This window comes from Flavobacterium luminosum, from assembly GCF_023635005.1.
Lineage (GTDB): Bacteria > Bacteroidota > Bacteroidia > Flavobacteriales > Flavobacteriaceae > Flavobacterium > Flavobacterium luminosum.
The window spans coordinates 162,861-174,569 of sequence record NZ_JAMLJM010000002.1; the positions used below are offsets into that span (position 1 = coordinate 162,861).

Below are 11,709 nucleotides of genomic sequence, written 5' to 3' on the forward strand. Positions count from 1 at the left end.
GTATTAGAAGTTATTGTTTTTTTGTTGCGTAAAAATACAAGGAGTGGTTTTGAATTTCGATTCCAAAAAGTTCTTCCATTGTTTGTTTGATGGTTTGGATTCTTGGATCACAAAATTCGATCACTTCTCCGGTATCTGTTAGTATGATATGATCGTGTTGTTTATCGAAATAAGATTTTTCGTAATGCGCCTGATTTTGTCCAAACTGATGTTTCCGGACCAAGCCACAGTCTAAAAGCAACTCGATTGTATTGTACAAGGTTGCGCGAGAAACACGGTAGTTTTTATTTTTCATTTTGATATATAAATTTTCAATATCAAAATGTTCTTCACTTTCATAAATTTCCTGAAGTATAGCATATCGTTCAGGAGTTTTACGATGTCCTTTTTGTTCCAAATAATTTGTAAAAACGTTTTTTACAATCTCTTGGTTGTTAGTATTGTCTGAAGCTATCTGTGTCATAAGCGACAAAGATAATTTTTTTGTTGCAAAGATTAAAATCTTACATGGTAAACTTTAACGATGCAGAATATGTAGCAACTCGATATTAAATCAGTTAGTAAATAATTTCTAAAAGCACGAGACTGCTTCTTATCAATTTTTTTCTTTCAATATCAGTGAAAACATGACGTATTTAAAAAATTAACTATTGTAAACTCTCGCTACTTTATCTATTCCGTCTATCTTTTTAATATTATCGATTAATTTCTTTAGAATCGTATTGTTGGGTACTACTAAAGTAATTTTCCCATTAAAAATACCGGCTTCTCCTGATAACGAAATACTTTGAATATTTACGTGCATATTATTCGAAATAACACGAGTTAATTCATTAGTTAAACCAAGAGTGTCCATTCCTGTAATTTGCAAAGTAGCTTTAAATTCTTGTTGAGTCGAATCGATCCAACGTGCTTGTATAATTCTGTACGCATAGTTTGATTGAAGACTAATAGCGTTGGGACAATCTTTTTTGTGAACTTTAATCCCTTCGTTAATGGTTACAAATCCAAATACAGGATCGCCTGGGATAGGGTTGCAGCAACTTGATAACTTATAATCCAATCGATCTTGTTCAATTCCAAACACTAACAAGTCATAATTACTAGTCAGTTCTTCTTTTTGAATTAGTTCTGGATTGGTAGGTGTTCTTTTGATTTTACTTTTAAAGAAATTAAAGAACGTATTGCTTTTTTGAGCCGCATATTCTTTTAATTGCTGATTGTCTATAGAACCGATACCTACGCGATAAAATAAATCTAAACTCGTTTTTAATTTAAAAAAGGCTACTAGCTCGTTGACTGAAGTTTCATTTAGTGTTATTTTTAAATGACGTAGTTTTCTTTCGAGTATTTCTTTTCCTTCTTCTCCTATTTTTTTAGTGTTTTCGTTGAGTACGTTTCTAATTTTATTCTTCGCTCTAGAAGTCGTTACAAAATCTAACCAGTTGGCAGTAGGTTTCTGATTTTGTGAAGTTATAATTTCGATTTGATCCCCGCTTTTTAATTCGTGATTTAAAGGAACTAGTTTTCCGTTAACTCTTGTTCCTCGGGTTTTTACACCTATTTCAGAGTGAATGGCAAAGGCAAAATCCAAGGATGTGGCTCCTTTGGGTAACGATTTAATGTCACCTTTAGGAGTGAAGACATAGATTTCTTTAGAATATAAATTCATTTTGAAATCTTCTACGAAATCTACAGCATTGGTTTCTGAATTTTCTAGAGCTTCACGTAATAAATTCAACCAGGTGTCTAAACCGCTTTCTTCAGTAGCTCCTTGCTTGTATTTATAATGAGCCGCATATCCTTTTTCGGCAATTTCATCCATACGTTCACTGCGAACCTGAATTTCTACCCAACGTCCTAAAGGTCCCATTACAGTGATGTGAAGTGCTTCGTATCCTGTAGATTTAGGAGAAGAAATCCAGTCTCGCAAACGACTTGGTGAAGGGCGGTAATGATCCGTAACAATCGAATAGATTTTCCAAGCGAGAAACTTCTCATCGTGTGGATTTGATTTATACACGATACGCAACGCAAATTTATCGTAGACTTCATCAAAAGTTACGTTTTGAGCTGCCATTTTTCTTCGTATGGAATAGATAGATTTCGGACGTCCCTTAATAATGTATTCGATACCTTCCTCGTCCAAGGATTTTTTTAAAACATCGGATATGTTTTTGATGTAAGCATCTTGTTCTTCTTTGGTTTCTTTTATTTTGCTTACAATGTCGTTATAAACGTTTGGCTCTGTGTATTTTAATCCTAAATCTTCGAGTTGGGTTTTAATATTATAAAGTCCAAGACGATGCGCTAGCGGGGCATATATGTACAAGGTTTCCGAAGCAATTTTGACTTGCTTGTAGTCTGCCATAGACTCCATGGTTTGCATGTTGTGAAGTCTATCGGCCAATTTGATAATGATTACCCGCACGTCATCGTTGAGTGTCAACAACATTTTACGGAAATTTTCGGCCTGCATCGAAATGTTCATGTCCTTTTGGACTTGAGCTATTTTGGTTAATCCAGCTACTAACTGTGCTACTTTAGGATTAAACATTTTCTCAATATCCTGAACAGTAATATCTGTATCTTCTACCACATCATGCATTAGGGCTGCAGCAATGGCTGTCGCACCCAAACCAATTTCTCCTGCTACAATTTTAGCAACAGCGATAGGGTGGAATATATAAGCCTCTCCCGATTTTCGGCGTTGATCTTGATGTGCTTCAACAGCAAAATCGAAAGCTTTTCGGATAAGTTTTTTGTCTTCTGTGGTAAGGGTTTGGTAACTTATGCGAAGTAATTCTTTGTATTCTTGAGCTATTGCTTTGTTTTCCTTTTCGATATCTATCTCAACCATGTCATTATACTTCTAGTTTCTAAAATTAATGACTTTTTGAAACATTTCAAAACGATTTGAGAGGAATTACAGTGTTTTTTAGTCACTATAATCTATTTTTTGGGAGAATGTTTTTTTTGGAGGTAAGTTCGGAATCAAAAGCCTTTGTTTATGATTTTTGAGAGTATTGAAAATACAAAAAAAGGGAGCCTTAAAGCTCCCTGAGTATTTTTATTTTTTATGGAATTCTAAATCGTGAAAATCGTAACTGAAATCAGTCATTTCAGAAATGGCTTTCATTGTCATTTTTTCTCCGTTATTTTCAAAAGTCATGTAAGCATCGGCAGTTAACGTACGATTATCCCATTTAACAAGGAAAGTATTGTCTTTAAAACTGAATATTTGCCCTTTTAAATTTTTAGAACGGTTGGCTTTAAAATAATATTTGCCTTTTTCTTGATAGAGTTCAATATCTCCAAACCAATTGTCTTTGTAGTTTCCAAGATAAGGAAACGAAAATTTTTCTTTGGCTTGACTCCAGATTTCAGCTAAGTGTTTTTCATTTTTCTGGAAGCTTTCCGTTTCTCGTTCACTAAATAATTTAACGTAATCTTTAGTTTCAACATTTAGATAACTGTCTTTTATTGTATTGGTGATTGCAGAAAAAGCGGCTCCAGATTGTTGATTCGTAAATACGATGATTCCTAGTTTGATTTCAGGGATTAAAGTAAATTGAGTCACGTTTCCTTCTAAACCTCCGGTATGAGATATTTGTTTGTAGCCTTTAACATCGCTCAAGAACCAACCTAAACCATAACCACTAAAATGAGTGTTGTACGGAGGTTTGGTATTACTTGGAATAATTGTTTGCAATTGCGTAAGTTCTTTAAACTGATTTTCTGAAAGTAGTGTTTTGTTATCGTTTAATTTTCCTCCATTTAATTGGAAAAGCGCCCATTTGCTCATGTCATTAACACTACTGTAAATTCCTGCAGCACCATCAAAAATGTGATTATTATACCTTGGAATAATTACTAATTTTCCTTCCGTTGGAACATGTGGATCAATCACATTAGCATCAGGTTTCAAATTTCCAACATAACTCACGCTATTGGTCATTCCTACAGGATTCATGATACGTTCTTGTACAAAATCGGCCCATGATATTCCACTCACTTTAGCAATTACTTCACTGGCTGTTACATAAAGAACATTGTTGTATTCGAAATTGTTTCGGAAACTCGTTGTAGGTTTCAGAAATTGTAGATTTTGTACCAATTCAGAAGGAGTGAAGTTGGTTCCATCAGGCCATAACATTAAATCTCCTGAACCTAAGCCTAATCCACTACGGTGAGTCACTAAGTCTCGGATAGTAAATTCTTTGGTTACATAAGGGTCATACATTTTAAAATTGGGTAGGTATTGAACCACTTTGTCATCCCATTTTATTTTTCCCTCATCGACTAACATGGCCAAGGCTGTACACGTAAAAGCTTTACTGTTTGAAGCAATACCGAAAAGTGTATTTTCGTCTACGGGTTGTTTGGTTTTTAAGGAACGAACGCCATATCCTTTGGCATGAACTACTTTGCCGTCTTTTACAACCGCTACAGCGATTCCGGGTACATTAAAAGCTTTTAAAGTTTTAGTGGCTAGCTCGTCTATTTGTTCTGATGTGATTTGTGCCCAACTACTAAAACTGATAAAACTTATAGCAAAGATGAATATTTTTTTCATTGTATTTGATTTTTTATTGCTGGTTGGATGTTCGAATATAATTCATTTTCCTCACTTTTATTAGGAATTAACGAGAAATTATAATTCAATCGTAAAAAGGAATGAGAGAATAAAATGAGAATAATTACTTCAATGTTTTTTAATTCTATACTCTAAAAATTATTCTATTACACTTTATTTGAAATTTCGTTGTCTTTTTGCTTCAAATATTAAGATGGCTGCCGCTACCGAAACATTCATACTGTCAATTTCACCTTGCATGGGAATAATTATGTTTTGGGTGGCATGATCACGCCATTCCTGACTTAATCCAGTAGCTTCGGTGCCAACCACTAATGCGGTAGGTTGGGTATAATCGATCAAATGATAGCTGGTTGAATTTTGTAAAGTTGCAGCGTAAAAATTAATGCGTTTTTCTTTTAAAAAAGCTATGATTTCTTCTGTAGTTCCTGTAGCAATTTGATTCGTAAACAAGCAACCAACACTGGAGCGTACAATGTTGGGATTGAACATGTCTGTTTTTGGATTTGCAATTAGGACCGCATCAAGATTAGCGGCATCGGCCGTACGAAGCATAGCACCAATATTTCCAGGTTTTTCAGGAGCTTCGGCGATTAAAATCAGAGGATTTTCAGGTAATTGCAATGCTGAAAGCGCAAAAGATTTAGATCGAGTTACGGCCAAAATTCCTTCAGTTGTATCTCTGTAAGCTAATTTCTGATAAACTTCTTTCGAGATTTCTATGAATTGAATCGACGTATTGCTAAACTGATGGAGTTGTTTTTCGGAAATAATTTCCGGTAAAAAGAGTATCGTTTCTATTTCGTAGCCTCCTTTTTGGGCTAGTTCTATTTCTCGTACTCCTTCAATTAAAAAAGTACCTGTTTTTTTGCGTTCTTTCGATTTTTCCTGTAATAAAACCAGCGATTTGATGTAAGGATTTTGTGCCGAAGTGATTTGTTTCATGAATCGATAATCTTAAGGGTCAAAATTATTCAAAATTAATCCGAAAAGAAGTGAAAATTCAGAATTTATTTCATCGTTACTATTCGAAAGTATTCTGCTATAAAATTCCTCGAGCTTTAATCTCTAAATATTTATTGATGGTATCTAGCGTTAAATTTTCGGGTTGAGTTAGTACCGTATAGATTCCGTATTTTTTTAATTCATTTACAATCAAACGTTTTTCGAAAATGAATTTCTCAGCAATAACTTTATCATAGATTTCCTGTAGAGTTTCAGTTTTTTTATCGACAAACTGATTTAATTCTGTATTATGAAAGAATACAACTACCAATAAATGGTTTTTTGCAATCCCTTTTAAATAAGGAAGTTGACGGTTTAAGTTGTCTAAAGTTTCAAAATTAGTATACAAAATAATCAGACTGCGATGGGTGATATTTTTTTTGATATCTACATACAATCGACTGTAATCACTTTCAAAGAAATCGGTTTTAATGTTGTATAACGATTCTAAAATTTGCTGCATTTGTCCAGAGCGTCTTTCGGCGATGACTCTGTTTTCTACTTTTTTAGAAAAACTCAGTAGACCGGCTTTGTCTTGTTTTTTAAGTATGATGTTTGATAATACCAATGCCGAATTGATAGCATAATCCAATAAACTTAAACCATTAAAAGGCATTTTCATGACACGTCCTTTGTCTATGATCATGTAAACCGATTGTGATTTTTCATCCTGATATTGGTTAACCATTAATGAATTTCTCTTGGCGGTGGCTTTCCAATTTAGTGTTCTGATATCATCACCTTGAACATATTCTTTAATTTGCTCAAACTCCATGGTGTGGCCAATTCGTCGAATTTTTTTTAATCCTTGTTGGTGTAATGTATTGGAAAAAGCCATCAAATCATATTTTCGCAATTGAACATAGGAAGGATAAGTAGGCACTTTTTTCCCGTTATCGAAAATAAATCGTTTCGAAATCAGTCGGAGTGGGGAAGACACATAAATATTCAAATTTCCAAAATGGTATTCACCACGTTCTGTGGGACGTAAATCGTAGTTTAGACTAACTTCCGAAGAAGCTTTTATTTTTCGATGAATTTCAAAATTTCTAATTTGAAATTGGAATGGAATCTCATCGATGATTTTGACCCAAATGGGAAATGTAAAATAATTTTTAATCTCGATTCTAATCGTATTTTCGTCCCCGTTTGATAACTTTTCAGGAAGCACCCTAGTAGCTTCGATACCTGTTTTGGCAAAGAAAATGATCAGGATATCTAGAAACAGAAAGGCTATTAAAATTAAAACCAGATTCCAAACCATGTCATAGAGTAGCGGAAAAATAAATGCCAAACAAAACAAGGCTACGATACCAATGAGGCAGTAGAAGAAAAAATTATTGATATAGAGTTGTTTGAAGAATTTCAAGTTTTAGGTATTTAAGTTTTTATCGGTTTTAATACGTCTTAAATTATCTCGGAATTTCAACAGAATCTATAATTTGCTTAATTACTTGCGTACTCGTAATACCTTCCATTTCTCGTTCCGGAGTTACAATGATACGGTGTTGAAGTACCGGTATAGTAGCTTCTTTGATATCTTCCGGTGTAACGAAATCACGTCCTTTTATGGCTGCAAAACCTTTGGCTGCATTTAAAATGGCTATAGAAGCTCGCGGAGAGGCTCCAAGATAAATGAAACCATTTTCGCGGGTGTTGGTTACAATTTTTGCAATGTATTCTATCAGATGAGGTTCTACAATAACTTGTTTTACCAATGTTTGGAATTGCAGAATATCGTTTGCTGTTAAAATCGATTGGATGTTTTCTAGTTTATTGTTATTCTGTAAAGAATGTTCTTTTTGAATAATTGCAATTTCTTCTTCTAATTTCGGGTAATCGATTACGATTTTGAATAAAAATCGGTCTAATTGAGCTTCCGGCAAACGATAAGTTCCTTCTTGTTCTACAGGGTTTTGTGTTGCAATTACTAGAAATGGAGCACTTAAGGCAAATTGATTTCCATCGATAGTAATTTGGCGTTCTTCCATTACTTCAAACAAGGCAGCTTGCGTTTTGGCAGGAGCGCGGTTAATTTCATCGATTAAAATTAGATTAGAAAAAATAGGACCTTTTTTGAATTCGAATTCCGATTTTTTCAAATCAAATACCGAAGTACCTAAAATATCCGAAGGCATTAAATCGGGAGTGAATTGAATACGACTGAAATCGATATTCAAGGTTTTAGCAATTAATTTGGCTGTAATAGTTTTAGCTACTCCTGGTACACCTTCAAGTAAAACGTGACCATTAGACAATATTGCGACTAAGAGTTGATCAATCATTTTTTCTTGACCTACAATAACACTTGAGATTTCTTTTTTAATGTTGTTTATGTTTTCCAGAAGTGGATTTAAATTGATGCGAGATTCAAAATTTACTTCTTGAGCGGTGTTTTCTTCCATAATTTTAGTCTTTATGTAAAACGTTTTCTATTGCGTTTGATATTTGAATTAAATCGGTTTCAATATTCGTGTGCGGACTTTTTCGGTAAGCATTAATCAAGAATACGGCTTTTTCAATAACTTGAATGTCTTTTCCTGATTTTTGGTGTAATCTTTTAATGAAATGATCGTCCAGTTTTGTGGTGTCTATTAAATATTCATTTCTGATTTTTTCTAAGAAATAAATGATTTTTTTCTGAATAATATTGTCGAAATCACTTTCTTGATGGTATAAGTTTCCAATAGTTTTGACAAAATCGATTGTAGTATTAGGCAATGGTTTAATAATTGGAACAATTCTCTGTTTGCGTTTGGCGTTAAAAATCATGAAAAGCAACATTCCCAATAGAAAAATATACCAAGCCCATTTCAAAGCCGGTTGACTTAAAATAAAACGTAACGGAGATTCCGAAGCTTCACTGTCCTCTTGTTGGCCCGTGTACCAATAGACAGGTTCTTTGGGTAGATAAGACAACACTTTTTCGGCATACTCATAATGATTGTCTTTTAAGAGATGAAAATTAGTGAAAGCCGCTGGTTGATTGTGCAGATAAATTTCACCGTTGTAATATTTTACTTTTACAAAATTGGCTTGAGCTGTATCTTGGCGAATATGACCTAAAATGGTGGTGCTTTCAGGATCTATTTTGTTAAAATAACCATTTGTGACTCCTTCTACGATTTTGTATTCTTTAGTGCCTAATTCAGGATTAACCACAGAGTTGTAAATGGTTCCTTTTTGATTGTATTCGGAAATTTGATTAATATTTAAACTATCCAAAAGGTTTCTCGGGAAATCTTTAGCACTAATAAAGGCTTTGTTTCCGTGGGATACATAATATAATAGTTCATTAACGGACTCTACATCTAAATTTGAAAACTCATCGATATATAAAAAAGTGCCATTTTTGGTATACCCCGGGTTTATAGAATCATAGGTATACGTAGTATTGAAGAATTCATAGGGAGTTTGATGTATTTTTTCGATTTTCGTGTCTTTCAGGAAAGTATCAATTTCTTGATCTAAGACATACAAGCCAAAAGGTATCTTATCCCCAGTTTTATACGAAGGAGTCCAATCAATTGGTTTTGGTTGAGTAGAGCCTATGAAGCTAATCCCAGCAATCAGCAATACTAGCAAAATTATGTAGATGATAATATTCCTGTTCATTTTACTAAAGATTGAAATGTAGTTTCGAATGCTTTTTTAGTTTTATCGAAAGCATCATCGGTTAGTTCAAATTCTCCATACCAAATATAGTTGTACAAATAGGAAAGATAGCTGAAATCTTCTTTTAGTTTTTCATTTCGTATTTCGTAGCTGTAATCCGAATTCGTTTTTTCAATATCCCATTCGATGATGTTTTTGTCTGTCATTTTCTTCAATAACCACAAATAATAATAACGAATGGCTAATCGTTTGTTTCCTTGTGATAGCGCTTCTTGAATTAATTGTTGGAAATTAACGATGTGAATATTTTGTTCTACATCGTTATAATCGATGATTTTTTTGTCATTACTTCGTCCAAAAATCCATTTCCCTTCTCGATTCATTATGGCTTTCACGATCAAATAAATCACAAACAGGATAATGAGTCCGGCAATAATTTTCAGAATTGTTTCTACTGTTTTTCCTGAAATGGATTTGCTGGTCGAGCCAAATAAATCGTTCAGAAATTCTGCAATTGCCTCTTTAAATTTGTCCGAAGCAGTTTTTTCGGGAGCTTTGTATTCGTAAATGAAACTTTTGTCTTTGTATTTGGCTTTAAAGTCAGCTTCAAAATGTCGTGGCTCTATATCCGAATCCTTATCCACAGCGGCTATAGCTACGTTCAAAGTGTTTTCTTTGGCATAACTTAACGAAAGGGTGAATAAAAAGAAAAGTAGAAATTTATACACTTTTAGATTTGTTTATGGATTAAAAGGTTGGATAGGGTTTACAGTAGTCTTTTTTTGTACTTTGAAAGGATAAATTAAGTAGTAGTACGAAATAGCAGCTAAAGTAGATAAGATGATAAAACTACTCAACCAAATAGGCATATCGATAGAGTAGCGAGTGATGAAACCTTCCAAGAAACCTGCGGAAATCGTAAACGGGAAAGTACTTAAGAAAATCTTGAAACTATCTTTGAAACCTATTTTAAAAGAATTCATTCTAGAAAAAGTTTTCGGAAATAAGATAGAAGCTCCTAAAATAAAACCGGCTGCGGTTTCTATGACAATGGCAAAAACTTCCATAGAACCATGAATCCAAATCCCTCGGACACTTTCCCAAAACACCCCTTGCTCGTAAAAAAAGTATTGAAAGGAACCGAGCATAATACAATTTTGCAGGAAAATATAAAAAGTACCAATACCACCAAAAATGCCATAAATGTAACACATCATGCCTACTTTCAAATTGTTAAAAGTAATCCCTACAAAACTTCCCCAATTACTTCCCGATTTGTAAATAGCTACCGGATTCCCTTGTTTGATGTTCTCTAAGGTTTGGTTTACATATTGATCTCCTAAAATCAATCGAACAAAATCACTGTCGTATTTGGCCGAAACCACTCCCATGCCTACAGTTGCGAAAAACAAAATAAATGCATAGACTAGATATCTTCGGTACTGAAAAACCAATAAAGGGACTTCTGTTTTAAAAAAGTGAAGTATTCTGTTGCTCTCTGTTCTTTTGGTTCTATAAATTTTTTGAAATATTTGTGAAGCCAAATAATTTAGGTACACAACCGTCTTACTTTTAGGGTAATAAGTTTGTGCGTAAGATAAATCATTCACTATTTGAATGTACAAATTAGCGATTTCATCAGGATTTTTTATAGATTTACCCAAAATTGCTTGTTCAAGTTCAAGCCATTTTCCTTTATTTTGTTTTATAAAAGCAACTTCTCTCATGGATTGCTAAAATATAAATTATGTCAGAATTAACAATAAATACGACACAAAATGTCAATATAAATTTCAGAGCTGCTTCTCTTGGTGACAGAATGTTGGCTGGATTTATCGATCTTTTGGTAAAGGTTGCTTATGTACTAATTGTTTTGTATGTTTTTTTCGATCTTTTAGGTCTTTCCAACTACATGGATAAAACCGATACTTGGTCTGGAATGGCGATAGTAATTATGCTTTTTTTTCCGGTTTTTGTATATTCTCTAGTTCTAGAAGCCATTTTCGAAGGACAAACTATTGGGAAAAAATTATTGAAAATCAAAGTGGTAAAATTAGATGGTTATCAGGCTGGTTTCGGAGATTATCTAATAAGATGGATTTTCAGAATTATTGAAGGAAATGGCTTTTTAGCTTTAGTTGGTATTATTGCTATGGCAACTAGTAAAAAAGTACAACGATTGGGAGATATGGCTGCTGGAACAGCAGTAATTGCTTTAAAAAATTCGATTACCATTAACAATACCATTCTGGAAGAAATCGGGAACGAATATGTGCCAACGTATCCTTTGGTTATTAAACTTTCGGATAATGATATGCGAATTATCAAGGAAACTTTTAATAATGCTTTGGCGCAGGATGATTTTGAGTTGATTAACAAGTTGAAGGAAAAGATCGAAACAGTTACCGGAATCCGAAAACAATCTGAAAGTAACCGAGAATTCATAAGAACAATATTGAAGGATTATAATTATTACACTCAAAACATGTAAG

The 11,709-nt window shown here is 33.6% G+C and carries 10 protein-coding genes; 1 reads left to right on the forward strand and 9 read right to left on the reverse strand.

Going from position 1 to position 11,709, the window contains the following annotated elements; genetic code table 11:
• Positions 1 to 10: 10 nt before the first annotated feature.
• The 9 genes from NAT50_RS03915 to NAT50_RS03955 form a co-directional block, all read right to left on the reverse strand.
• Positions 11 to 463 carry a Fur family transcriptional regulator gene (locus tag NAT50_RS03915; protein ID WP_250591709.1) on the reverse strand — a complete coding sequence of 151 codons (453 nt, stop codon included), beginning with the start codon at positions 461 to 463 and terminating at the stop codon, positions 11 to 13.
• A gap of 180 nt (positions 464 to 643) precedes the next feature.
• Positions 644 to 2,860: a RelA/SpoT family protein gene (locus NAT50_RS03920; protein ID WP_250591711.1), complete on the reverse strand. Its 2,217-nt coding sequence runs from the start codon at positions 2,858 to 2,860 to the stop codon at positions 644 to 646.
• Positions 2,861 to 3,070: 210 nt separating this feature from the next.
• Positions 3,071 to 4,576, reverse strand: coding sequence for a serine hydrolase (locus tag NAT50_RS03925; RefSeq protein WP_250591712.1), 1,506 nt, complete (start codon positions 4,574 to 4,576; stop codon positions 3,071 to 3,073).
• Between the two features lie 174 nt (positions 4,577 to 4,750).
• Entirely contained in the window at positions 4,751 to 5,542 is a 792-nt protein-coding gene (locus NAT50_RS03930; protein WP_250591713.1) for a TrmH family RNA methyltransferase, read from the reverse strand.
• A 97-nt stretch (positions 5,543 to 5,639) separates the two neighbouring features.
• Positions 5,640 to 6,971 carry a DUF58 domain-containing protein gene (locus tag NAT50_RS03935; RefSeq protein WP_250591714.1) on the reverse strand — a complete coding sequence of 444 codons (1,332 nt, stop codon included), beginning with the start codon at positions 6,969 to 6,971 and terminating at the stop codon, positions 5,640 to 5,642.
• A 43-nt stretch (positions 6,972 to 7,014) separates the two neighbouring features.
• On the reverse strand, positions 7,015 to 8,007 hold the full coding sequence (locus NAT50_RS03940) for an AAA family ATPase (protein WP_250591715.1): 993 nt from the start codon (positions 8,005 to 8,007) through the stop codon (positions 7,015 to 7,017).
• A 4-nt stretch (positions 8,008 to 8,011) separates the two neighbouring features.
• Complete coding sequence (locus NAT50_RS03945) at positions 8,012 to 9,217, reverse strand: DUF4350 domain-containing protein (RefSeq protein ID WP_250591716.1); 1,206 nt, start codon at positions 9,215 to 9,217, stop codon at positions 8,012 to 8,014.
• Positions 9,214 to 9,945 carry a DUF4129 domain-containing protein gene (locus tag NAT50_RS03950; protein WP_250591717.1) on the reverse strand — a complete coding sequence of 244 codons (732 nt, stop codon included), beginning with the start codon at positions 9,943 to 9,945 and terminating at the stop codon, positions 9,214 to 9,216. The genes NAT50_RS03945 and NAT50_RS03950 overlap by 4 nt, the downstream gene beginning before the upstream one ends.
• A gap of 12 nt (positions 9,946 to 9,957) precedes the next feature.
• On the reverse strand, positions 9,958 to 10,944 hold the full coding sequence (locus NAT50_RS03955; RefSeq protein WP_250591718.1) for a stage II sporulation protein M: 987 nt from the start codon (positions 10,942 to 10,944) through the stop codon (positions 9,958 to 9,960).
• 20 nt (positions 10,945 to 10,964) lie between these two features.
• On the opposite strand from NAT50_RS03955, the gene NAT50_RS03960 reads away from it, so the two are divergent.
• The gene (locus tag NAT50_RS03960) at positions 10,965 to 11,708 is read left to right on the forward strand and encodes an RDD family protein (protein ID WP_250591719.1); all 744 of its coding nucleotides are present in this window, start codon (positions 10,965 to 10,967) and stop codon (positions 11,706 to 11,708) included.
• The last annotated feature ends 1 nt before the right edge of the window (position 11,709 follow it).

What these genes read in the sequence shown, in the direction of transcription:
- NAT50_RS03945 (WP_250591716.1), bottom strand. Translation starts at nt 9,217, where the DNA reads ATGAACAGGAATATTATCATCTACATAATTTTGCTAGTATTGCTGATT.
- NAT50_RS03960 (WP_250591719.1), top strand. Translation starts at nt 10,965, where the DNA reads ATGTCAGAATTAACAATAAATACGACACAAAATGTCAATATAAATTTC.
- NAT50_RS03925 (WP_250591712.1), bottom strand. Translation starts at nt 4,576, where the DNA reads ATGAAAAAAATATTCATCTTTGCTATAAGTTTTATCAGTTTTAGTAGT.
- NAT50_RS03930 (WP_250591713.1), bottom strand. Translation starts at nt 5,542, where the DNA reads ATGAAACAAATCACTTCGGCACAAAATCCTTACATCAAATCGCTGGTT.
- NAT50_RS03955 (WP_250591718.1), bottom strand. Translation starts at nt 10,944, where the DNA reads ATGAGAGAAGTTGCTTTTATAAAACAAAATAAAGGAAAATGGCTTGAA.
- NAT50_RS03915 (WP_250591709.1), bottom strand. Translation starts at nt 463, where the DNA reads ATGACACAGATAGCTTCAGACAATACTAACAACCAAGAGATTGTAAAA.
- NAT50_RS03920 (WP_250591711.1), bottom strand. Translation starts at nt 2,860, where the DNA reads ATGGTTGAGATAGATATCGAAAAGGAAAACAAAGCAATAGCTCAAGAA.
- NAT50_RS03940 (WP_250591715.1), bottom strand. Translation starts at nt 8,007, where the DNA reads ATGGAAGAAAACACCGCTCAAGAAGTAAATTTTGAATCTCGCATCAAT.